Annotated in this window: 12 protein-coding genes; 7 read left to right on the plus strand and 5 right to left on the minus strand. The window is 70.1% G+C overall.

Going from position 1 to position 24886, the window contains the following annotated elements:
* Positions 1-124 precede the first annotated feature (124 nt).
* Entirely contained in the window at positions 125-1147 is a 1023-nt protein-coding gene (locus tag FRCN3DRAFT_RS57050) for an ABC transporter ATP-binding protein (RefSeq protein ID WP_007516606.1), read from the plus strand.
* An 82-nt stretch (positions 1148-1229) separates the two neighbouring features.
* On the opposite strand, the gene FRCN3DRAFT_RS0206855 is transcribed toward FRCN3DRAFT_RS57050, so the two are convergent.
* The gene (locus FRCN3DRAFT_RS0206855) at positions 1230-2384 is read right to left on the minus strand and encodes a geranylgeranyl reductase family protein (RefSeq protein WP_007516604.1); all 1155 of its coding nucleotides are present in this window, start codon (positions 2382-2384) and stop codon (positions 1230-1232) included.
* Between the two features lie 177 nt (positions 2385-2561).
* A complete protein-coding gene (locus tag FRCN3DRAFT_RS0206860; protein ID WP_241832273.1) occupies positions 2562-3563 on the minus strand; it encodes a DUF5926 family protein in 1002 nt (333 codons plus the stop codon).
* A gap of 388 nt (positions 3564-3951) precedes the next feature.
* On the opposite strand from FRCN3DRAFT_RS0206860, the gene FRCN3DRAFT_RS0206865 reads away from it, so the two are divergent.
* From FRCN3DRAFT_RS0206865 to FRCN3DRAFT_RS0206880, 4 genes are all read left to right on the plus strand, one after another.
* Complete coding sequence (locus FRCN3DRAFT_RS0206865) at positions 3952-5589, plus strand: DNA repair helicase XPB (protein ID WP_007516601.1); 1638 nt, start codon at positions 3952-3954, stop codon at positions 5587-5589.
* Positions 5590-6279: 690 nt separating this feature from the next.
* A complete protein-coding gene (locus FRCN3DRAFT_RS0206870; RefSeq protein ID WP_007516599.1) occupies positions 6280-8622 on the plus strand; it encodes a vWA domain-containing protein in 2343 nt (780 codons plus the stop codon).
* Position 8623: 1 nt separating this feature from the next.
* Positions 8624-10456: a TIR domain-containing protein gene (locus FRCN3DRAFT_RS0206875; RefSeq protein WP_007516598.1), complete on the plus strand. Its 1833-nt coding sequence runs from the start codon at positions 8624-8626 to the stop codon at positions 10454-10456.
* Between the two features lie 63 nt (positions 10457-10519).
* The gene (locus FRCN3DRAFT_RS0206880; protein WP_007516596.1) at positions 10520-13600 is read left to right on the plus strand and encodes a KGGVGR-motif variant AAA ATPase; all 3081 of its coding nucleotides are present in this window, start codon (positions 10520-10522) and stop codon (positions 13598-13600) included.
* A 93-nt stretch (positions 13601-13693) separates the two neighbouring features.
* On the opposite strand, the gene FRCN3DRAFT_RS0206885 is transcribed toward FRCN3DRAFT_RS0206880, so the two are convergent.
* The 3 genes from FRCN3DRAFT_RS0206885 to groL form a co-directional block, all read right to left on the minus strand.
* A complete protein-coding gene (locus FRCN3DRAFT_RS0206885; RefSeq protein ID WP_007516594.1) occupies positions 13694-14389 on the minus strand; it encodes a Uma2 family endonuclease in 696 nt (231 codons plus the stop codon).
* A 343-nt stretch (positions 14390-14732) separates the two neighbouring features.
* On the minus strand, positions 14733-15785 hold the full coding sequence (locus FRCN3DRAFT_RS0206890) for an LURP-one-related family protein (protein WP_027140330.1): 1053 nt from the start codon (positions 15783-15785) through the stop codon (positions 14733-14735).
* A 219-nt stretch (positions 15786-16004) separates the two neighbouring features.
* Positions 16005-17627: a chaperonin GroEL gene (groL, locus tag FRCN3DRAFT_RS0206895; RefSeq protein WP_007516590.1), complete on the minus strand. Its 1623-nt coding sequence runs from the start codon at positions 17625-17627 to the stop codon at positions 16005-16007.
* A 1109-nt stretch (positions 17628-18736) separates the two neighbouring features.
* On the opposite strand from groL, the gene FRCN3DRAFT_RS0206900 reads away from it, so the two are divergent.
* Positions 18737-21607: a vWA domain-containing protein gene (locus FRCN3DRAFT_RS0206900; protein WP_027140331.1), complete on the plus strand. Its 2871-nt coding sequence runs from the start codon at positions 18737-18739 to the stop codon at positions 21605-21607.
* A gap of 97 nt (positions 21608-21704) precedes the next feature.
* Positions 21705-24878: a tubulin-like doman-containing protein gene (locus tag FRCN3DRAFT_RS0206905; RefSeq protein WP_007516588.1), complete on the plus strand. Its 3174-nt coding sequence runs from the start codon at positions 21705-21707 to the stop codon at positions 24876-24878.
* Positions 24879-24886: the final 8 nt, after the last annotated feature.

Genomic DNA, 24886 nt, shown 5'->3' on the forward strand with positions numbered 1-24886 from the left:
TCGACGTCGCCCCCGCCGGTTCTCCCGACCCGCGTCGAGCCGGCGGCGCGGATTCCGTCGTCGATTCCGTCAATCCCGTCGATCTCGTGGACCTCGTCGATCTCGTCGGCCGAGGGCGGCCCTCATGCCGGCTAGCGAGTCGATGATCGTCCTGGAGGGGGTCGAGAAGACCTACCCGGACGGGACGGTCGCGGTCGCCGATCTGTCCTTCGAGATCGGCGACGGCGAGCTGGTCTGCCTGGTCGGGCCGTCCGGGTGCGGCAAGACCACGACCATGAAGATGATCAATCGGCTGGTGGAGCCGACCGCCGGGCGGATCCTGCTCGCCGGCGAGGATGTGCGTTCGCTCGACCCGGTGAAGCTGCGTCGCCGGCTCGGCTACGTGATCCAGCAGGTGGGCCTGTTCCCGCACCTGACGGTGCGGGCGAACGTGGGCTGCGTGCCCCGGCTGCTGCGCTGGAACCGGGCCAGGACCCGGGCGCGGGCCGACGAGCTGCTGGAACTGGTCGGGCTCGACCCGGCGGTCGTCGGCGACCGGTACCCGCACGAGCTGTCCGGCGGGCAGCAGCAGCGGGTGGGGGTCGCCAGGGCGCTCGCCGCCGACCCGCCGGTGCTGCTGATGGACGAGCCGTTCTCGGCCATCGACCCGATCGCCCGCGCGCGCCTCCAGGACGAGTTCGCCCGGCTGCGCCGGGAGATCAGCAAGACGATCGTCTTCGTCACGCACGACATCGACGAGGCGATCCGGCTCGCCGACCGGGTCGCGGTCTTCCGCGCGGGCCCCGACGGGGGTCGCCTGGAGCAGATCGACACCCCCGCTCGCATCCTGGCCCACCCGGCGACCCCGTTCGTCGCCGACTTCACCGGCGCCGAACGAACCCTGCGCCGACTGGACGTCCTCCCGCTGCGCCGCGACGCCCTCGAACCGGCCGCGGCCGCCGACGGCTCGCCTGACGGCAGCGCGACGCCCTCGATCGTCATCGGTTCCATGCTCTCGGAGGCGCTGACCGCGCTGCTCGCCCGGGACGACGCCCGGCTGCCCGTCTACGAGGCCGGCAACGGCAACGGTGACGGCCCCAGCGACTTCGCCGGCTATCTGACCCCGGCCTCGCTGCACGCCGCGCTGCGCTCGGCCGAGGATGGCTGACCGCCCCAACCCGGCCTGATGGCCCGGCGCGGCGCGCGTCGGGCGGCGCCTGACCTCCGGTCCACCGCGACAGGCCACTGGTCTAACGAGACAAGGCCGCGACGGTGGCCGTGACGGCGGGGCGGCGCAGCTGGCGGGCGATCGTCGAGCGGCCGTCGATGATCCGGGTGAACAGGCCGAACGCGCCGGGGCCGGCCGACATCATCGTGTGCATCAGCTCGGGACGGCGGCTGTACAGCCCGAGCAGCACCCGGCCCGCGGCGAGCTCGGAGCCGAACACGGCCTCGATCCGCGCCGGGTAGGCGTCCAGCGCGGCGGGGTCGCCGCCCGCGGCCGCGGCCGCGGCCTCGCCCGCGAGCCGGCCGGAGCGCAGCGCGAACGAGATGCCCTCCCGCGTCCATGGGTCGAGCAGGCCGGCGGCGTCCCCGGCGACCAGCACCCGGCCGCGGCGCACCGGTGAGTCGTCGGCGCGCACCCGGGTGAGGTGCCCGGAGTCATGCTGACGGGGCAGGTCGGCGATGCCCAGCCAGGCGACGAACTTCTCGTAGTAGGCGCGCAGCGCCGGGCCCTCGTCGCGCGACCCGATCACGCCGACCGTCAGGACGTCGCCTTTCGGGAACACCCAGCCATACGAGCCGCGCACGGGGCCCCAGTCCAGGAGCATCCGCCGCTCCCACTGGGCGGCGAGGTACGACGGCACCCGGAACTCGCCTTCCAGGCCGAGGTCCACCTGGTCACACCGCACCCCGACGTAGCCGGCCGCCCGCGAGGACGTCCCGTCCGCGCCGACGACGACCGAGGCGACCAGGTCGGGCCCGCCGCGCACCGCCACCGCCACCCCGTCCGCGCCGGCGTCGCGCACCTCGGTGACGGTCGTCGCGGTTCGAACCTCGGCACCGGCGGCCTTGGCCGCGTCCACCAGGGCGGCGTCGAGCTCGGGGCGCATCACCATCGCGAGGATCGACTGGCCGTCGCGCCGGCGCCGGGTGACCTTCAGCCGGCCGTCGAGCGTCATGGTGAGCGCGTCGACCTGGGCCCGGGCGAGCTCGGCCCAGTCGAGCCCGGCGGCGGCGATCTGGTCGCGCGACATCCCCACCAGCCCGCCGCCGCAGGTCTTGTATCGCGGCAGCACGGCCCGTTCGAGCAGGCAGACCCGGGCTCCCGCCGTGGCGGCGACCCGCGCGGCCGCGGCCCCGGCCGGCCCCGCCCCGATCACGACGACGTCGAAGTCCGCCATCAGGCACGGTCCGGCATCAGGAGTGGCCTCGTCTCGGTCGCGGCGGCGGGCTGCCTCGTCTCGCCTTCGTCTGCGGTCCCGCCGCCATCATGCCCGCGCCCACCCGACCAGGTTCTGGCCAGGCCCGGGTCTGGCCAGAACCTGAACCGGGCCAGATACCAGCCAGGTCAGGGCGTGTTAACGCAGCGTCAGGGTGCGGCCCACGACGCCGGCGCGGATGCGACGCTCCTCACTCGTCAGCGGGCGGCGGTCGGCCAGCACGTCGTCGAGCGCGGAGCGCAGGGCCGCCGCCGGCTCCTCGCAGCTGTCCGCGTCGGCGTCCGGCGCGAGGTCCCAGACCGGGACGACGAGCCCGTCGGCTCGGAACGAGCCGACGAAACGCGACCCCTCGCCGACGGTCAACGCGCCGGCGGCGGCGAGCCGGGCGAGCGCGTCGAGCAGCTGCTCCTCGGCTCCCGCTCCGGCGTGGCCGGCTGCGCCGTCCTCCTCGGCAGGGAACGGCAGCACCCAGCGCAGGTGGACCTTGTCACCGGGATGGGTCCAGTAGGCGGCTTCGACGGAGCTCAGCCGGGCGGTGGGCACGACCGTGGCGTTCGCCCGTTCGAGGCTGGACTGCACCTCGGCGGACAGGCCGGGAGAGTCGTCCTCGGCCGGCGGCAGCCACCAGCCGAAGCCGGGGTGCACGGTGATCTCCAGCCGGGCCGGGTCCAGCAGGTCGACGAGGCGGGGGAGGCCGGCGAGCCCCTGCGGCAGGCGCTCCACCGTGCCCAGCGCGGAGACCGGACCGTCGGCGACGACCGTGCCGGGCTCCGCGGCGAGCGCCGCCAGCAGCGCGCCAGCGATGTCCGCCGACGCGTCGAGCCCGGGTGTCAGGGTCTGGGTGGCCAGCAGGATCTCACCGGTGTCCCGGACCAGCGCGGGCGCCGCCTGCGGCAGCATCGTGCCGATGGTGATCTTGCGGTCGGCGTGCTCGGGGTGCTTGGCGAGATGGTCGGGGTGCAGCGCCAGCGGCGCGGTGGCGCTGGGTACCAGCTCCCGCAGCGCTACCAGGTCCGGCTCGTCGGCACGGCCGGCGAACGGCCGCAGCACCGGCGCGGGGCGCGTCCTGGCGCCGTGGCAGGCCTTGTAACGGCGGCCCGAGCCGCAGGGGCACGGCTGGCGCGGTCCCACCTCGGGCACGCTGCCGACGGCGCCGCTCGCCGCGGCGGAGGTATGAGGCGGTGGGGCGGTTCGGCGAGCGATGGCGGGCTCCCGATGTCAAGGACGCAGCCGTTCGGCTGGCGTCCACTGGTCTGGATTGGACTGGATCGGTCTGGATCTCGGCCTCCGGCCGCGGGTGGCTTCGCCACGATCGCGCGGTCTTCGGTCGAACGTCGTAAGGCTAGGGCATGACCGCCGCTCTACCGCGGACTCGGGCGCTCCTCGGTGCGTGGTCAACCTCTTGCCCGTCACCGCTACGGTTGGTGGCCGTGCGGTGTCCTTTTCGAGGGCAGGTACCGTCGAGTCATGCTCTTCAGGCCATCCCGGTACGAGGGGTCCCCGGGATCCCTGCTGGATCGGCGAACCCGTGGCTGACGGGCCGCTCATCGTCCAGTCGGACAAGACGCTGCTGCTGGAGGTCGACCACCCGCGCGCGAACGAGGCGCGGGCGGGAATCGCGCCGTTCGCCGAGCTGGAGCGCTCTCCCGAGCACGTCCACACCTACCGGATCACGCCGCTCGCGCTGTGGAACGCCCGCGCCGCCGGCCACGACGCCGAGCAGGTCGTCGACGCGCTGGTCACCTACTCCCGGTACGCCGTGCCGCACGCGCTGCTCGTCGACGTGGCCGACACGATGGACCGCTACGGCCGGCTGCGCCTGGAGAACGACCCGGTGCACGGACTGGTGCTGCGGGCCATCGACCGGGCGGTGCTGGTCGAGGTCACCCGGGCGAAGCGGATCGCGCCGATGCTCGGCGCGAAGGTCGACGACGACACGGTCATCGTCCATCCGTCCGAGCGGGGCCGGCTGAAGCAGGCGCTGCTCAAGCTCGGCTGGCCGGCCGACGACCTGGCTGGCTATGTCGACGGCGAGGCCCACGCGATCGAGCTGCACGAGGAAGGCTGGCAGCTGCGTGACTACCAGAAGGGCGCCGTCGCCGGCTTCTGGGAGGGCGGCTCGGGCGTGATCGTGCTGCCCAGCGGCGCAGGCAAGACGATCGTCGGCGCCGCGGCGATGGCCAGGGCGAGCAGCACCACCCTGATCCTCGTCACCAACACGGTCGCCGGCCGGCAATGGCGTAGCGAGCTGCTGAAGCGAACGTCGCTGACCGAGGACGAGATCGGTGAGTACTCCGGGGAGCGCAAGGAGGTCCGGCCGGTCACGATCGCCACCTACCAGGTCATGACCGCCCGCCGCGGCGGCGAGTACCTGCACCTCGACCTGTTCGGCGCCCGAGACTGGGGCCTCATCGTCTACGACGAGGTTCACCTGCTGCCCGCCCCGGTGTTTCGGATGACCGCCGACATCCAGTCGCGGCGCCGGCTCGGACTGACCGCGACGCTCGTGCGCGAGGACGGCCGCGAGGGTGACGTGTTCTCCCTGATCGGCCCGAAGCGGTACGACGCGCCCTGGCGTGAGATCGAGGCGCAGGGCTGGATCGCGCCGGCCGAATGCACCGAGGTCCGGGTGACTCTCACCGAGGACGAGCGGATGTCCTACGCCGTCGCCGAACCCGACGAGCGTTACAAGATGTGCGCGACCGCGCTGTCCAAGCACGGCGTCGTCGAACGGCTCGTCCGAAAGCACTCCGACGACCGGGTACTCGTCATCGGCGCCTACCTGGACCAGCTGGAGATGCTCGGGCGCAACCTCGACGCGCCTGTGATCCAGGGCAGCACCCGTAACAAGGAACGGGAACGACTGTTCGAGGCGTTCCGGACCGGGGAGATCACCACACTGGTCGTCTCCAAGGTCGCGAACGTCTCGATCGACCTGCCGGAGGCAGGTGTCGCCATTCAGGTCAGCGGCACGTTCGGCTCCCGCCAGGAGGAGGCGCAGCGCCTCGGCCGCGTGCTACGCCCCAAGGCCGACGGCCGTTCGGCGCATTTCTACACGGTCGTCTCCCGCGACACCCTCGACCAGGAGTACGCCGCCCACCGCCAGCGCTTCCTCGCCGAGCAGGGCTACGCCTACACCATCGTCGACGCGGCGGACATCGCCTGACCACCTCGTCGCGACCACCGGCCTGACCGGCAGTTGCGCTGCCCGCGTGGGCCCAGCCCGGCGTGCCGTTCCTGCCCGTTCTTGCTCGGCCGGTCCCGGACGGCGGCAAGACCATGAAATCCCGGTCGGCTGGCTAATTCGCCTCGTTGGCGTTGGCGCGACCCGCTGCTGGCCTACCGGGACGCCCCCACCAGCCAGTCGAGTTGGTGCGACGTTTGTCGCTGATAGCCGGCCAATCGCGTAGGCAGTGTTCCCTCAGTGTCGACTGACGACCTGGCCGAGGCTTGATCGATCTTTTGGGTACTCGCTCGGAGTCTGTCCGCAAGATGCTGGGTCGCACGAGTGACCAGATAAGTGACATCCGGTAGTGTTCGACCGCAATGGGCGTAGTAACGGGGGTGTCCATTGCGTTTGATGCCAATCGTGGCGGGGGGCAGCGCTGCCCTGATGCGCGTCGGGGCGGCGAGTTGCACGCTCATCCTCGCCTTGGGCTTGGCCGCCGGGACGGGCGCCGGTGACCCGGCAGCCGCGGCCACGAATCCGGGCGGCGACGGCGCGCGGCTGACAAATCGGCCGACTACATCGCCCGACAGGCCGGAGCAGATTCCAACAGTTGACACAAATGGTGGACCGAAGGCGCTCGGGCCGCAGCATGATCCCGATCAGCGACCCGTCGACCAGGTGGTTCTGGTGGACGAGTCCGGCTCGCTCGATGACCAGGCGATGGCCTTGGAGAAGCAGGCGATCGGCCTCATCGCCGCGACCGATCTCGGCGAGGATGACCGCCTCGCCGTCATCGGGTTCGGTAGTCCGCGAGGTCAGAACAGTGGGACCGACACGCACTGCGCGCTCGCGGCGATCGAGAACACGAAGAAACTCTCGAGCTGCCTGGGCAAGATCCATCGACGGACCACGGCCGAAGGCAACAACACCGACTACCGGGCCGCGCTCAAGGCGGCGACCTCGGCTCTCACGACCGCCGACCAGTCCGGCGAGCCGCGCCGGCGGATTGTGTACCTGCTGACGGACGGCTTCCTCGACCTCGACAACGATCAGTCGGACAAGTCGAGCCCGGACGACCTCAAGGCGGCCGGCGAAATCGTCGACACGATTTTGCCGGATATCTCCTGGCCAGCTGGCGTCGAGTTCTGGCCGATCGCGGTCGGGAAGCGTCCACATCGGTATTCCGACCCTGCCGGTTCACCCGTCTTCGCGCTTGACAAGCTGGTCGGCCACGGCGCTCCGGCTGGCGCGCGGGTCCCGGCCGCGCCCAACTGCGGGAGCACGCCCGCCGAGCGGCGGGTGATCCCCTGGCTCGCGGACAGCGGCCACCTGACCATGACCGGGCCGGACGGGCTGCTGACGATGCTCGCGGCGGCTCGTTGCACCAACTGGGGCGCCCGGGCGAGTGGACCAGCTGGCGCCCGCGTGACCGTCACCATTCCGGCAGGTACGGCGGAGGCGACGATCACGGTTCTGCCGCAGGCGGGCGGCACGAGCGCCTCGCAACCGCGGTTCCTGATGCCTGACGCCGACGGGAACGGTGGGACGCGGCCCGCGCCGGACGCCGGCGCCCAGAACGGTGGGCTGTCCGCTTACCTCCGTAGGAGCGTCACCGTGGCCGGGACGGGGACGGTGGTCAGCCTCCGGATCACCAATCCGCCGCCAGGGGCCTGGACGGTCACCTCCGAGCAGCCGATCACGGTCGTGCCCTCCTGGTCGGTCTCAGCCAGCCTGGACATCGACGGGCTGTCGCCCACCCCGGGTACCGAGGTGCCCGTCAAGGTGGTGCTGGCCGGCCAGCGGGACTCGTTTGGAAACCGTGGCCTGATGGACAAGGTGATGGTGCGGGTCCGCCTGGCCGGGCAGGGCGACGTCAGCCTTTCCGAGAAGGAATCGCCCTTCGTCCCGCTGGGCGACGACGGTCCCGGAGGAGTCGAGCGGTCCGGCGCTCCGGGGGACGGCGTGTACGGCGGCGCGGTGACGGTTCCTTCAGGAGCGCAGGAACCGTTGGTGTTCGTCGCCGAAGTGAGTGGGAGCAGCCTGGGCGTTCCCCTGTGTCCTGGCCGGAAGGACCCGGCCAGTTGTGCCCAGACCACGTTCGTGACCAGCATCGCGGGCGGCGTACTCGGAGCTGCCCTCTGGGCCACCTTCGATGACGCACTTCCCGCGACCGTCCAGCCTGGCGGAGACATCACGGGTACGGTCACCCTCTCGGGAGTCGACCAGGCGAACCCGCCCAAGATCTTCCTGCAACCGGCCAACGTCGACCCCCGGATGGTCACGGTTGGCAGCGACCCCCAGCCGGCTGGCCCCGGACTGATTCGGATCCAGTACACGCTGCACGTGGCCGAAGACGCCCCGCCAGGGCCGCTACGTGGTCTTCTCGAAGTCGACCAGCTCGCCGACGAACGATTCACCCGCCTCAAGTGGCGTGACCTGGGCGCCGTGACCGTCCAGCCCAGCCGGCAAGGCGAGCCCGCTCAACGAGCCGATGGACAACGACTCTCGACCCTGAGCAAGGCCCTCATTGGTGTCGTCGCCCTGCTGGTTCTGATCATGGTCTGTGTCTTTGCCTGGTTGAGCCGTCGGTCATGGCTGGCGCTCTGGCGAAAGCTGCTCCACCGTCCGACGCCACCAGCCGGCCCGGAGCCGGCGACACCCCCGTCGTGGGCGGATTCCGACCATGGGATCCCGGCGACTGGCCTGACCGTGTACCTGTGGGTCGACGGCGCCAGGGGCGATCGCTTCGTACCACGCGACCCGGCCGCGGTGGAGCTGGCCTTCAGCGTCTCCGACGAGGACGGTGGCCGGCTCATCGAAGTGGAGCCGGACAGGGCGGAGTACCGGATTCGTCGGGCGCCCGGAGGTATCGAGTTCCGGCGGCGATCGAACGTCCGATGGCAGGAATTCGACTGGGATTGGGGCGGGATGCTTCCGGTGTCCGGATCGCGCCGTCGGCTGGAACTCTCCGACGAACGTCGCGGTGACGAGGCGTATCAGCCAGGGCACGCCGACGTGGTGATCGACTGACATGACCGTGAACATCTTCATCAGCTTCCGCTCGGACGACGATGCTCTCCGGAACGTGCAACGGTTCAAGGAGGATCTCGAGCGTCGCATCGAACTCGCCGAGCTGGACGCGAAGGTCTTTCTCTCCGCGACCAGTCTGGGCAGCATCGACCGGTGGCAGGATGACCTTAAGTATCAGCTGGACCATTGCCAGGTATTTCTCCCGCTCGTCTCACCCAACTACTTCACCTCTGACGTCTGTTCCAAGGAGTGGCGACACTTCGAGCGACGGATGGGACGGACCGCGGATCGGCACGGCCTCCTACAGCCGATCCTCTGGTCACCCCAGGACTGCGTCAAACTACCTCCGGAAATTTCCTCGATCGACTACGGGATCGCGGGAAAAACGCCGAGGAGGACATACGCCGAACGCGGCCTCCAGTATTTGATGCAATCTAAGTCGGCAACTTACCAGGATATCCTTCGATCCATCGTCACTCTCATAGGGAACCGTCTCGACCGGGTTACTCTCGACTTGAACTCCCGCCTGGACGAGGAGTTCTCCGCGTGGGAGAGGAAATTCGACCCCCACAAGACTCCCGGCCCGCTGGAAATTCTCGTGCATCACTCGTCGAGGGCGGCGCTGGACCAGATCGAGGAATTTTCCGACGACCTCGCGAAGTACCTGGGGTTCGTCGGCCGCCCCGGCAGCAAGGTGACTTCGGTCGATGCCAGTGCTCTGGAGGCCGCGGGAGAATGGCGACGCGACCACCTCGACGAGCTGCGCCGCAGCCACGTGTTCGTCCCGCTCCTGGCGCGAAACTACAGCCAGTCTGAGGCGGCATCCAGGGCCTGGTGGCTGTTCGAAGAGAGAATAAAAAAAGTAAACCGGGCGAAGAACGGTCACGACGGCAGCCCCAAGTTCGTGTTGCCGGTGCTCTGGTCGGAGCGGAGCCTGGTATTCCCCATGCTGGAACAGGAAAAGGTACTCAAGGAGGTACGCGACACATATCAGATCGGCAACAGTGCGAGCGAGGGGGAGTACGCCAGAGCCGGCCTGCTCGCACTCCAGGAGGACCGGGAGAACTCCTCCTGGTACATCGAGATGATGTGGCTGTTCGCCGAGCGGATCTCGCGGAGCTTCCCGGGTGGTCAGGCGCCGGAGAGGATCATGCCGCCGGCGCCGTTTGATCCGGGCATGGCGTACTCCCGGTGCGGGAGGTTCTTCGAGCTGAGACGGGCCAGGAAGCGGAGCACGGCCCGCCCGGTGAGCCTGGTCCGTATGGTCGCGGCCGTCGACGAGCTAGATCCAAACGACTTCGGCGAGCGTGAGCCGACAGCACGCGCCCGCTACTATGGCGATGATCGGAACGGCTGGAAGCCCTACCGTGGAATCGACCAGAGCCGCACCCCTCTCATTGATCAGGCTCGTGAGGCGCTTCGAGAGGCCCAGAGGCATGAGGACGCCGACCGCGACGTGATGGAGATCGAAAGAGCCGCGGGCATCGAGGACGCGCTCCAAAGAGCCGGCTCCTCGACTCCGATCGTCATTGTGGACGCATTCCTTATCGGCTCTGAGGAGCGCAGGGATGCTCTCGGTGAATTTCTCGCCAAATGCGAGTGTGAAATGCTCGTCCCGAAAAACCCGGAGGATCATCAGGTTGCCGGGATCGTAACCGAAGGCTACGTGGACGAGACGAAAGGAGTGGCCTTCCCAGCGGTACGGGACTGGGTTGGCAACGGTCGGCACCAGCTCCACATGCCCGAGGACCACCGTGCCTTCTACGCCGCGGTCCTCGGCGCCGCGACTGCCGACGGCCCGCTGCCGGCGTTTGGCGGTGGCGTCAGTGCCTAGCGAGATCGGGCATGGGTCGGCGGCCGGCCAGGCGATGCCATTCAGGCTCAACGGAGAGAGACGATGGCTGGCGAGCTGATCACCTTCTACTCGTTCAAGGGAGGTGTCGGCAGGTCGACGGTGCTGGCGACCGTCGCCTGGATACTCGCCAGTTGCGGGAAGAAGGTGCTGGTGATCGACTGGGATCTCGAGGCGCCCGGGCTTCACTGGTTCTTCCCGAAGGCCCTCGAAGCAGAGGTCCTGCTCAGTCCCGGCCTCCTGGACCTGATGGTCGACTACGGTGGGCTCCGCAACGAGTCCGGGCCCGACGGTGACGTGGAAAACGACGTCGACCGGGCTCTGGCCGACTTACTCGAGACCTACGTCGTCCGGGACATCGGCGCCTCGTTCGGCAGGGGGCACGTCCACCTCATGCCGGCAGGCTACCGCGACGAGCGTTATTCGCGGAAATTGGTGGACTTTGACTGGCAACTGTTGTATGCCGAGCGGACCAGCAACAGGGAGGATCCTCCCTCGCTTTTTCTCGAGCGGTTCAAGGCGGCGCTTGTCGACCAGTACGAATATGTACTCGTCGACAGCAGGACCGGGGTCGGCGAGCTGGTCTCGATCAGTATGCTCACTCTCGCCGACCGGGTGGTCAACTGCTTCGGGATGAGCCGGCAGAGCATCGATGGAGCTGTGGCCGTCTCAGCGGAGCTCCGAAACCGAGGGAAGACCGTCTTCCCGGTTCCTGCCCGCCTCGACGTCACCGAGGGGGTGCGGCTGGATGCCGCGCGGCAGGAGTACCGGAGACTCCTCAACGAACTGCTGGTCGAGCAGTCCGCGGATAGTGACAGCGGGTTCCGGGTGACCGATCTCGGCAGGTACTGGCGGGATGTCGAGGTCCCGTACAAGCCATCCTGGGCGCTCGAGGAGATGCCTGCTCCCGTGGCGGGCCTGCGCGACGACGTGATTCGCGCCTGCGAGAACCTGGCTCACTACCTGACGGCTGGCGACCCGGACACCGACCGATCGTTGGCGCAGCTTCGGCTGCCGAGCAGAGCTCGAGTCGACGAGTTGCGCGAGCGAGCAATGCGTCGCCGCGAGTCCGCATTTTCTCACGTCATCGTCACCTATGGACCGGCGGAAGTGGGATGGGCCTTGTGGCTGGCGGAGGAGCTGCGGTTCCTCGGTTTCCAGGTGGCCCTGTACCCTCCGAAGGAGATGGACCACGGGCCTGCTTCCAGCAAGGCATTCCGGCGCGGCGGACGAACCAGGAGCAAGGTCACCGGATCTTTCGGCGCCGAAATTCTGGAGGAGGTTGAGCAAGAATCCGGGGGAGCCTTCTGCGTGGTTCCGATAATTCCCCGGAAATTTTCGGACAGAATAGCGACAGATCTCCTGATCACGGGCGCACAACAACGACTCACTCCAGGAAGAGACCTGATCCTGCATCCGGTCCTGGTGCACGACGAAGATGGCCTGGAACAGTCAGGCACGCTGCCGGGAGAGCCGCTGTATGGTCTGGCGCCTGATGTCGCGCATCTGGTCGTGAGGGAACTCCTTGGCGCGCCGCTGGACGGTGGGCAGGCGGCCGGGCCGCCGGCAGACAACCGGATCCGCTACCCGGGGCACTCGCCGGAAGATCCCGAGAAACTGGCGGAGCAGCGCCTCAAGTACGCCCGGCGGCGGCAGGACCGCGAGGAGATCATCGAGCAGCTTCTCCGCGGCGGTGTGCTCGCGCTGGAGAGCCGTCGATTCGCCGGCGCGTTGCGTGACTTCGAGGAGGCGCTGGAACGGGTCGCCCGAGAGGAACATCGCCTGGATGCCGCGCCGGTGGTGTCGGCCGGGGTGGCCGGGGCGGAGGTGCCCGGGGGGAGCACTGGCGAGGCGCTGAACGACCCGAAGCGGGGCCGGCTGCGGCTGTTCCGGATCCGTGCCCTGCTGGGTCTCGGCAGGATCAAGATGCTCGACGGCGAGGAGTCGCGGGCCCGCAGTCTTCTGACGGAGATTCTCGAACTGGCCGATCCGGCGTCGGCCGCCGGCGCGAACGTGGTCGAGACATGGCGGGTCCGCGTCCATGCCCTGCTCTTCTGGGCGGAGCTCGCGCGGGGGGCGCCGGCTTCGACCGGTGAGTCCCGCGCTGTTGGTGACCGGATCGACGAATCCGTCCAGCGGATGCCTTCCACGGGTCTCCTGCCGGAAAAGGCTGAGGCGTTGCTCACCTTGGCGCAACTGCGGTGGTCGGCGGATCCCGGCACAACGGAGAGTTCCGGACGCGCGCCGGACTGGCAGGACCGTGCCTTGGCGGCAAGGCAGCTGTTCGAGCGTCTGCACAATGCCGCCGGGCTGGCCCGAACCGAGCTGGAGCTCGGGCTGATCAGGCAGGAACGCATGGACGGCTCCAGCGTGGCAAGGGGCCGGGTTCTCGATAGCTACAAGCTGGCCGAGCGCTTCATGAACGAGGCTGGCTCGGAGCGTTTCGACGTTGTCACAGGGCACGAGATCCTGACCCGCCGAGGACAGTTCGAGATCCACCAGGACGACGCCCTCGATGCCCACACGCGAGCCCTGGACCTGGTGAGACGAAAGCAGGGAGCTGATCATCTTCCGGGTTTGATGGTGCGCAGCCACTACTATCTTGGCGAACTGTACGACGGTGACGAGAACGGGAACGCGGACAAGGCGGTCGAGCACTTCGCCGAAGCGATAGGCCTGTGGCGTGAAAATCGGATAGGTGTCGTCCGGGAATATGCCGAGGCTTTTGCCAGGATTCGCGACCGGATCTACGACAGGAACTTCGGCGAGACGTTGCTGGCGCGGATGGAGTTCGATCCGGGCCCCGAGGCGGCGGCCACGGCGGCGGTACGGGCGGCCTGGACGAGACTCAGACTCGAGGATCTTGACGACGTGCGGGACATCGGCCGGTGGCTGGTGGACGAACGCGGGTTCGACAAGGAGGAGGCTCGTGTCCTGGTTCGGCGCGAGCTCGTCCAGGTGGGCGAGGTCGGTGACGTGGACCGGCTCCTGTCGCTGATGGGACTGGCGGAGCCCCGGCGCCCGTCGGCGCGGCGCCTGCCGGCCGCTCGGCGTCGGTCCACGCCTCGACCCGATCCTCGAGAGGGGCCGACTACCGACAAAGACGAGCGGCCCCAAGGAGAATGAGCGCGAAGGCCAGGCTGCTTCCTGTGACTACTTTCCTCCGAGAACTCGCCTGGTCGCGGTGGTTGGGAAAGCTGAGCTGCCTTATTGGGCTCGCTAGTCCGGCGGGTCGATCAGGTCGGCCGGAACGAGCGTGACCGGGAAGGGGCGCGTCACGGTCAGCGGGTCGGTGCCGCGGGCCTCGGCGGTGCGGACGTAGGCGCCGTCGACGAGGTCGTAGACCTCGATGGTGGCGGTCGCCGCGGCCGGGTCCGGATCGATCAACCAGCAGGAGGGGACGCCGCGTTCCCGGTAGATATCCAGCTTGAGGGTTCGGTCGTAGCGGCGGGTGCTCTCGTCGGCGACCTCGACGACGAGGAACGGCAGCTCGGCGATCCGGCTCCTCGCCGCGGCGCTCGTGGGTACCTGCCCGCCGGCGCCCGGGGGCGGCGTGGCGCCCGCCTGGCCGGCTCCTGGCGCGGGCGGCGTGGGAGCCGGCGCCGGTAGCAGGGTGGGCGCTGGGCCGACGACGATGTCCGGGGCGAGCAGTGTGCGCGCGGATACCTCGATGCTGACGCCGTGTGGGTAGACGTAGGCGCCCGACGGGGCGGCGTCCGCGAGCCGCTCGGCGAGCCGCTGGGTGACCCGGGTGCGCAGCGGCGTCGGCCACGGGCGCAGCACGCACAGCCCGTCGAGGAGCTCGACCCGTCCGTCGTCGGCCTCGGCCGCATCCAGCACGGCCACCGTGACCGGCGGGGCGGGCAGGACCACCGAAGGAAGGCGCCTGCGCGCCTGTGTGACTGCCTGCTGCATCACGCGGCCATCCTGTCGCCCGCCCGCCCGTCTGTCTAAGAGGTTGTTGACCGAAGCCGGCCTTCGACCTGCCGTAGGCCGCCGGCCGCGCGGGTTTCACCTATTGTCGCGCGACCTTCGGCCAATCGGCCGGTTGTGGGCCTCTTGCCGCGCGAGTTTCCCCGTAGTCCCGCGTCCGCCGGTCGGCCGGATCTACGTCCATGATCGCCGCGGGTGTGTCGTCGTGGTCGCGATTGGTCGAATCCGCGACCACGGCGACACGTCGCTGGCGCTCAACCGGTCAGGTGTCGCTGCCGCGCAGAGGCAGGACGTCCGTGGTGGGTGTGGTGGGTGTAGCGGGGTGCTAGTTCCAGCCGCGGGAGTCCTGCTTGAGGGCGGTGTCGACGGTCAGGGCGGAGGCGACGACCAGGCTCATCAGCGGGTCGGCCAGTCGGTGGTGGATCTGCACGACGTAGTTGTCGGCCGTCGTGAACATCGTGCGCAGCACCCCCTCCCAGGTCTTGGTGATCCGGGCGACCTCGACGTCGTTGTGGTCGACGATGGCGAAGTTCCAGGCGCGCCAGTTCTCCGCCTTGATCATGCCGACCTGGTGCTCGCCGACCATCAGCCCGAAACGGATCTTCCCGATCGCGTTCTGCTGGACGATCTGGCCGATCTCGGCGCCGTCCGGCCGAGTGACGACGACCCGCGACTTGACCAGCTTCCTCGGCCTGGTGAGCACCAGCTGGACCATGCCGGCCGGGTCGCGCACCTCCAGGGTGTGGGTCATGTACTGGTCGAGCGACGTGAGCACCCGCGCGACCTTCTTCACCGTGCTCTGCCCGACCTCGACCACCGAGGCGATCTGGCGACCCTGCTGGTCGAAGACGGCGTACTGGTTGGTGACCTCGATGAGCTGGGTCTTCTGGTTCACCACGAGCACCGGTTCGGAGAAGATCGAGCCTCCGCCCGGGCCAACCGGGCCGACTCCGGCCTGCTGCTGGACCTGGTGCTGGATCTTGTCCGGCGTGGCGGACGTGAACACCGGCGCCGGCGCGTACCCGCCCGGCGCTCCCGGGCCGCCCTGGGCAGCCCCCCACTGCATCGGCTGCCCAGGCCCCTGCGGGTAGCCGGGTCCGGGCTGCCCAGGCCCCTGCTGCCATCCGGGCCCTGGTTGTCCTGGCCCCTGCGGGTAGCCGCCTGGCTGCTGCGGCTGAGCCTGGGGCGCGTAGGGACCGGCCGGCTGCGCGACCGGGGCCTGCTGCGCCGGCTGTGGCTGCGCCTGGGGCGGTGGCGTCGGCTGTCCCTGTGGTGCTTGCTGCGTGTGCGTCGTCCACTGGGTGCCGTCCCACCACCGGAGACCCGGCGCCCCGGACGGGTCCTGGTACCAGCCCGGCGTGGGGGAATTCTGCGACATGCGCCAAGCCTTTCACTGGCCACGCGCAAAGGCCATGCCACCCACGCGACATCCCCCACCCGGTCACTTCTCGTAGTCGACCGGTGTTCGGGCCGCGCCGGCACCGCTGCCCGGTGGCGCAGACGCGGCCGGGACCGCCGCCCGGCGGCGCAGACACGAAGGGGCGGCCCCTTCCGGGACCGCCCCTCCTACGTGCTGTGAACTCGTGAGTTCAGGAACTCAGAAGTCCATCTCGCCGCCGCCACCCGGCATGGCCGGGGCGGGGTTCTTCTCGGGCTTCTCGGCGATGACGGCCTCGGTGGTGAGGAAGAGGCCGGCGATCGACGCGGCGTTCTGCAGCGCCGAGCGGGTCACCTTGGCGGGGTCGATGATGCCGGTGGCCAGCATGTCGACGTACTCGCCGGTGGCCGCGTTGAGGCCGTGGCCGATCGGCAGGTTGCGCACCTTGTCGACCACGACGCCGCCCTCGAGACCGCTGTTGAAGGCGATCTGCTTGATCGGCGCCTCGAGCGCGAGCTTGACGATGTTCGCGCCGGTGAGCTCGTCGCCGCTCAGGTCGAGCTTGTCGAACGCGGTGACGGAAGCCTGGAGCAGGGCGACGCCACCGCCGGCGACGATGCCCTCCTCGACGGCCGCCTTCGCGTTCGAGACGGCGTCCTCGATGCGGTGCTTCTTCTCCTTGAGCTCGACCTCGGTCGCCGCGCCCACCTTGACGACGGCGACGCCGCCGGCGAGCTTGGCCAGCCGCTCCTGCAGCTTCTCGCGGTCGTAGTCGGAGTCCGACTTCTCGATCTCGTTGCGGATCTGGCTGACCCGGCCCGAGATCTGGTCGGGGTCGCCAGCGCCCTCGACGATGGTGGTCTCGTCCTTGGTGACGACGACCTTGCGGGCCTTGCCCAGCAGGTCGACGGTGGTGCCCTCGAGCTTGAGGCCGACGTCCTCGGAGATGACCTGGCCGCCGGTCAGGATCGCGATGTCGCCGAGCATGGCCTTGCGGCGGTCACCGAACCCGGGGGCCTTCACCGCGACGCTCTTGAAGGTGCCGCGGATCTTGTTGACCACCAGGGTCGCGAGGGCCTCGCCCTCGACGTCCTCGGCGATGATGGCCAGCGGCTTGCTCGCCTGCATGACCTTCTCCAGCAGCGGGAGCAGGTCCTTGACCGCCGAGATCTTGCTGTTGACGATCAGGATGTACGGGTCGTCGAGGACGGCCTCCTGACGGTCGGCGTCCGTGACGAAGTACGGCGAGATGTAGCCCTTGTCGAAGCGCATGCCCTCGGTGAGCTCGAGCTCGAGGCCGAAGGTGTTGCTCTCCTCGACGGTGACGACGCCTTCCTTGCCGACCTTGTCGAGGGCCTCGGCGATCAGGGCGCCGATGGCCGGGTCGCCCGCGGAGATCGACGCGGTCGAGGCGATCTGCTCCTTGGTCTCGACCTCCTTGGCCTGCTTCGAGAGCTCCTCGGAGACGCTCTCGACGGCGACCTCGATGCCCTTCTTCAGGCTCAGGGGGTTCGCGCCGGCGGCCACGTTGCGCAGGCCCTCGCGGACCAGCGCCTGGGCCAGGATCGTCGCGGTGGTGGTGCCGTCACCCGCGACGTCGTTGGTCTTCTTGGCGACTTCCTTGACGAGCTCGGCGCCGATCTTCTCGTACGGGTCCTCGAGCTCGATCTCCTTGGCGATGGAGACACCGTCGTTGGTGATCGTGGGTACGCCCCACTTCTTCTCCAGAACGACGTTGCGGCCCTTCGGACCAAGCGTGACCTTCACGGCGTCGGCCAGCTGGTTCATGCCGCGCTCCAGGCCGCGCCGCGCCTCCTCATCGAAGGCAATGATCTTCGGCATGGTGTCGGAGTCCTCCCACAGGGATATGGCAATGTGATGGCCTGGCCACAACGACGCCCGCGACGGACGGCTTCGCCACGACACCAGCCCGCCAGCGCCCGTGGGGCGAACGGACCAGTTGCCAGCGCCCGCAAGCGGGCGCACCGGGGGTTCCAGGGGGTCGCCCCCCTGGGCCGGCATTACGCGGGAGCCCGGCGAGTTGCCCGAAGGGCAACGAACAGGGCGATCCCGATCGTGACGACAAGCCTCGTCGTTTCAGCCTGCTGGCACTCAGACTACCCGAGTGCCAGCTCCCTGTTTAGCACTCGGCCCTGGTGAGTGCAAGCTCGCTCCCAGTGGCGGGGCCCCAGTGGCGGGGCGCCCGTCGGTGCTGACCCCCGTCCCCGCGTGATCGCTGGTCAGCCTCCCCGCGTGGTTCCGGGTCGAGGCGGTTGCGCGGATGGGGTGGCGTCATCGCCTACGGCTTCACGCCGAGCGGAGGCGGGGCGCGGTGGCGCCCGGCAACGGAAGCGCGAGCGGGTACTCGGCGGGGAGGCGCGAGCGGGCGCTCGGCGGGAGCCTCACCGGGCGGCGGCCCGGCGACCGGGCGTGCCGGGGCGCCGGCACGCCGCCGCGTCCAGGTCGGTGGCTGGCCTGTTCGGGCGTCAGGATCCCGACCGCCCCGACCTGCGGCGATTCACACGGATGTTATAGCCGCAGGAAATGTGGTGGCGGAGCTTTCCGTCCCAGCGGCCGTCGTTGATAGCGGGTTGGCCTGTTCGGACAGGAAGGTACCGAAGGTTCCGGATCGGGGTGTATGTTGCGGGGCGCACGGCTTAACTGTGTCCATGGCGGTCGGCGGACGACGTCGTTGGTCCGTCAGCTCATGGTGAGGCCGCGCAAGGCGCCCAGGGTCCCGGGGGCCGTCGTCGCGCGAGCCATGGGGGAGGCAGCGAGCGATGCAGGGGCGAGACATTCTCGCGGCTCAAGTAGTTCAGCCGCGCCTAGTTCAGCGGTGCCCAGTTCAGCCGCGCCCAGTTCAGTCACGCCGTGTTCGGATAGGCCGCGACGGCCGGCGCGCTGATTGTTTCGACAACAGTTATCGACGCTGGTCAGCGGCTCGGTCCCGGTTGTCCGCGGTCGTCGCCCTGGGTGTTTTTCTCGCCGTCCTCGGAGCTGTCCCGGCAGCGGCGCAAACAACCGCGACAACCGCGTCCAACGGTCGGCCGAGTCCTTCCGCGACCGGCACGTCGCCGGCCAGCGCCGCGCCGACGACACCCGCGACGACTTCTCCCGGCGGCTCGGGCTCCGAGACCGTCGGGAGCGTAGGCAAGAGCGGCAGCCCACTGATCCATGCCGTAGTCCTCGTCGACGAGTCGAACAGCCTGAAGCCGGCGGAGGTCGACCAGGAGGCACAGGCCGCCGGCCTGATCGCGGCCGAGGGCCAGCTCGACCCGGAGTCGGAGATCGCGGTCGTCGGCTTCGGCACCGACGACGGGAAGGCGGGCCAGGTCGCGGCGGACGACACCTGCCCGATGGCCCCGGTCGGCAGTACCGACTTCCGTTCCTGCCTCGCCAAGCTGAAGCTGCGCACCGAGGCCGAGGGCAGCGGGACCGACCATGCCGCCGCGCTGGATCTCGCCCTCAACATTCTCGAGGACAACAAGACAGACGGCGTGTTCAACGTGGTGTTCCTGCTGACCGACGGCGGCCTGCGCGTGGACAACAGCCCCCGCTATGGCTCGGGGAACGGCAGCGACCCGGCGGTCGCGAACCAGCGGATCGGCGCGGCGAAGACCCTGATCGACGGCCCGATCAAGGCCAAGGCGCAGCGGCTGGGCGTGCAGATCTGGCCGGTCGGATTCGGCTCCTCGCTCGATGTCTCCTGGATGAACCACCTTGCGACGATCGGCGTGGGTGCCACGACCGACTGCAAGGTGCCTCCCGCGGCGCCGGCCTACCGGTTCGCCGGTAACGCGGAGGAGGTCATATTCACGCTGCACCAGGCGCTCGCGAATGCGACCTGCCTGCACATCGACCCGGACAAGCACGACGACGGCGGCCCCGGCAGCCCGGTGACGCTGACCCAGACGATCCCCGTCATCGCGTCCCGCGCCACGATCACCGCCGTCAAGCGCAACAAGGACATCAAGGTCACCTTCACGGACCCGAACGGCAAGGCGGTCGGCGGCACCGGCTCGGTCGACGGTTCCGAGTACACGCTGAACACCAGCTCGCCCGGCTCCGAGTCGCTGTCGATCACGAATCCGATCCCGGGCACGTGGAAGGTCACGTTCACCTGGCCGGACAGCGCCGATCCGCAGACCGTCGCCTCCGACCTCACCTGGTTGGGCCAGCTCAGCGGCGTGATCCGGCTCGACCCGCCGTCGCCGAAGCCCGGCGAGACGGCCGTCGCCACCGTGCGCCTGATCACCAGCCGCAATATCGCGGTCACCGATCCCGGAATTCTCGAGGGCCTGAGTTTCGACGCGAGGCTCTCCGGCGAGGGGTTCGACCCGCAGGCGGTCACGTTGACCGACGACGGGCAGGGCGGGGACAAGACGGCGCACGACGCCACCTTCTCGGGCACGGTGACCGTGCCGGGCTCCGCGACCGGTGGGCTGTCGCTCATCGGCCGGATCCAGGTCACCGACGAGTCCGCCATCGGCCTGCGCGGCACGGTGCAGTCGGCCAGCTACGCGATCCCGGGGGAGCGTTCCGGCGGCGTCGTGCTGCAGGTGCCGGCGATCACCTCGGCACACCGGGGCGACCGCATCACGGCGACCCTGACGGCCGACAACACCACCGGTTCCGACCGTGAGATCAAGATCGCGCTCGACGGCGTCGCCGGCGCGACGGTCGAGCCGACGACGGTGACGGTGCGGGCCGGCCAGAACAGGTTCACCAAGGACCTGACGATCCGGATCGCGCCCGACGCGGCCTACGGCGAGCGGGCCGGCGTGCTGCGCGCCCTCGACGCCACGGGCGGCGGGCAGGGCGTGGTACTCGACGAGGAATCGCTCGCCTTCGACGTGAAGGCGCCACCGGGCTTCTTCGCGAAGTACTGGTACTGGTTCCTGATCGGGCTCGCGGTACTGATCCTCGCGGTGCTGGTCGCGCTCCTGCTGCGGGCCCGCTGGCGGCGCGCGGCGGACGTGTCCTACCTGCAGGCCTGGGCGTCGCGCGCCCAGGGCGGGCCGGTGGCTGACCTGCCGGCGCCGAACCGGTGGGCGCCCCAGTTCCGCTTCGTGCTGCGCGACACCGGCCAGGCGATCATCCTCACGCTGGCGAACCCGGATGAGGCCGCGGACGTGTACACCGTCCGGCGGGCCAAGCACGGCCAGCTCACCGTGATCCAGCCGAGCGGCGAGCGGCGGACGGACCCGGCGAACACGCCGATCCCGCTCGCGTCCGGGCTGCTGCTGCGGATCGAGGACCGGCGGGTCGGCGCGGGTGGCGGCGGTGTCGTGCCGCCGGCGCCGGGCGACCCCTGGGGCGGCGGCGGCCAGACTCCGGCCGACCCGTTCTCCTACGGTGGCGCGGACCCGTTCGGATCCCCCTACCCGGGCGTGCCGGCCCAGGCTGCCGCGGGCGGCGGCGTTCCGGGCGCCGCCGGCGCCCCCGGCGGCCAGACCCCCCCGGCGCACGACCCGTTCGGCGCGGCTCCCGGCGGCCAGGACCCCTTCGGCGCCAACCCGACCTACTCGGAGGGCGCGGACCCGTACGGCGGCGCGCCGACCTACACGGGCGGCGCCCCCACCTACACCGGAGGAGCGCCCACCTACACGGGAGGAGCGCCCACCTACACCGGTGGCGCGCCCAGCTACCCCGGTGCCGACCCGTACGGCGGCAATCCCACGTACACCGGCGGGTCGACGTACGGCGGTGCGCAGCCGCCGCCCGGCCAGCAGGAGCCGAAGCCGGGCCAGGCACCGCCGACGGCGCCGCAACCGGGCCCGACCTGGGGCGACGAGTGGGGGAACGACCCATTCGGCAACTGACCACTCGCCTCCGGCCCCGGCCCCGGCACCCACACCTGCCAGCCGTCGACGGACATGCCGCGGAACCACGAGCACACAGAGCAGGATCGGGATACGCATGACGATGCCAGCGCCAACTAACCCTTTCCCGCTGAACATCTACCAGCCGCTCGTCTTCGTCGGGCTGGGCGGAACCGGTTGCGCGATCGGCACCGAGCTGGAGCGGCGGCTGCGGCAGGCGTTGTGTGGGCCGGATGGCACGGCGTTCGCCGAGCGGATGGGAGTGCACGGCAACTCCAGCTACCTGCCCTATCAACTGCCAGGTTGTCTGCAGTTCGTCTACGCGGACCTCAACGAGGCGGAGCTGGACCGCATCCACGGCGCCACCGTGCCGGGGCCGGCCTACCATCAGGCCGCCGCGCGCAACGCGCACCTGGTGCGTGGGCTCGTCCCCCGGTTTCGTACCTACTCCGAGGTGGCCGCGAACCTGCGGATGGCGGCGGGCGAGTATGTCCAGTCCTGGCTGCCGCCGCGGCTCGACGAGCCGCTGGTCGCCCCGATCAGCAGAGGCGCCGGCCAGCTGCCGACCGTCGGGCGCGCGGCACTGTTCGAGACCGTGCGCGAGGACGTCGGTCCCGCCCAGCAGCCGCTGCGGGCCGCGATCGACGCGGTGAGCAGGTCCGGCGCGGAGCTCGGCGTCCTCGGCGGCAGGAGCGGCCAGAGCTGTGACGTGTTCGTGGCCTTCTCGGTCGCGGGCGGCACCGGCACCGGCATCTTCTACGACTACCTCCACCTGATCGCCGATGCCTTCGACCGGGCCAGCATCGCCGTGCAGATCTACCCGCTGGTGCTGATGCCCAGCGCGTTCGACGACGGTAGGGGCGGCGGGCGCTCCGCCCAGCTCAACGGCGGCCGGGCTCTGCTCGACCTGTTCCGGCTGGTCGACGACCAGAACGCCCGCAAGGCGCAGATGGTGCTCGGCCACTCGGACAACATCGGTCGCGCGGTCGACGTGGCCTACCCTGGTCGTAAGATCCAGATCGCGCCGGGCACGGTGCAGACCGGGTTCCTGTTCAGCCGCACGCCGGGCATGGACCGCGACGACATCCACCGGTCGATCGCGTCGCTCGTGCTCTCGCTGATCACGGCCGAGCAGCCGCCGGAGCGGGCGGCCCACGTCGGCGAGACGTTCCTGTCGTTCGCGGACTCGTTCATCAACGCGGCCGCGTCCCGCAACACGCCGGCGGACTCCGGCATCGGCTACCGCGGCGTCTCCACCAGCCTGGTCGCCTCGCTCACGGTGCCGGGCGACGACCTCGCCGAGCTGGTCGCCGGCCGGCTGCTGGCCCGCGCCGTCCCGCTGCTCGACGTCCCGGCGGCCGGTGGTACCGAGCAGAACATCCCGCTGATCGGGCGGACGGCGCGGGCGGCGAACCTGGCCGACATCCTCGACCGTCCCGAGCTTCCGGTGGGCGCGCCACGGATGGTCGACGGTGCCGCGGAGATCAGGCGGTCGCTCACGGACTACTCCGACAGCATCAGCGCCGTGCTGCGCGCGCAGCGCCAGCAGCTCGAGCAGCGGGTGCCGGAGATCGCCGGCCAGCGGTTCCAGCCGGTCGAGGCGGTGAAGGTGATGCTGGCGGAGACGGACGTCTTCCGGCTGCAGCGCGTCATCCACGGCCACCAGGCGCTGATGGACCCGAACGACAAGGTGGGGCTGCTGGGCCTCCTGGAGGGGCGCAAGAACCTTCCGCCGCAGCCGCCGAACCGGCCGCCGGTCTCGGCCGCGGCCCCGCTGCTGCCGGACATCCGCAACCGGACCGTGTCGCGGGCCAAGTGGGGTGACCCGCCGGTGCAGCTCTCGCTGGCCACCCTGCGGGACTGGCACAGGTGGAACACCTGGGCGCTGTGGCACGAAGCCTGGGGCCGCCAGACCCGGGTGTGGCAGCCGAAGCTGAGCACCGCGGTCGCCATGGTGGACGACTTCGCCGAGGCGCTGCGGGTGTTCGCCCGGGCCGAGCCGGCCGAGTTCGACCGGCGGACCGTGGCCCTCAGCCGCGACCGCACGGGCATCCGCCAGCTGCTGCCGTCGGGTGGCAACCTCGACGTCTTCTACCGCGGTGTGCTGCGCCGCTTCATCCAGCGTGACAACCACCCGGAGGGCGCGAGCGAGGCCGACGTCCTGCGGGTGCTGCTACGCGGGCAGGACTGGCAGAAGGCCTTCGAGGAGATCACCGAGCGCGGCTCGTCGCAGCGCGCGGTCGCGGGCCTGCGCGACCGGCTCAAGCAGGAGATCAAGGCCCTGTTCGACGAGGCGGAAGGCAAGGGCGTGCCCCTGCTGCCGTCGATGGGGCGGCTGCTGGCCAGGGCGGCGAGCAGTGCGGCGCCCGACGTCGAGCCGGTGGACCTGCGCAGTTTCGTCGACCAGCTGCGCGCCCTGCTGCCGGGCGGGTTCACCCCCCAGGGCAGCGGCCAGCTCAAGATCCTGATCGCGCACCCGGAGGTGAAACAGGTTCCCGGCGCCGAGGTCGAGGGCTACCTCAAGCGGGAGCTGGCGCTGCCGGCCGACTCGGGCGCCGTCACCGAGTTCCGGCCGGCGCAGGCCGACTCGATCGTCATCGTGCTGTTCCGCACCTCGATGGCGATCAACGAGGTCCGCGAGGTCCGCGAGCTGCTGCGGTTCTGGGCCGGGTCGGCGCAGGTCAACGACCAGGCCGACTACCTGCGGTGGCGGCAGCGGCTCGGCTACCACCTCGGCTGGCTCGCGATGACCGAGGACAACCGCGAGCTGATCCTGCACCGGCTGATGTGCGCGATGTGGAACGGCCAGGTGAAGGTCGAGGGGCCGCTCGAGTCGCCGCGGGCGGTGCTGGTCCAGGCGGTCGAGTACGCCGAGGCGCAGCCGATGCGGCTGCCGCTGCAGCGGGTCGGGCAGACGTCGTCCTGGGGCTCGCTGCTGCGTGCCTACGAGCTCTGGACGGTCGAGGACGACGACTCGGCCCGCCGCCAGTTCGCGGCCAGCCTGCGGGTCATGCGCCCGCGAGGCCTGACCGACGACGTGAGCGCGCCCTCGGAGGTCTACCAGGCGTTCGTCGAGGTGGCCAGGGAGGAGTCCGCGCGGGTCGAGAAGTTCCGCGAAGGCCTGCCGCCGGGGAGCCGGGGCCGAGCCGACCAGCTGCTCGAATTCTGGACGAAGACATTCCCCGCCGCCGAGACCCGGCCCTTCGCCGAGTTCGAGGCCGTACGGGGCAACCTCCGCGAACTGTACGAGTACATGACCGGCTTGGAGTGACGGACGGC

The organism is Pseudofrankia saprophytica, from assembly GCF_000235425.2.
Lineage (GTDB): Bacteria > Actinomycetota > Actinomycetes > Frankiales > Frankiaceae > Pseudofrankia > Pseudofrankia saprophytica.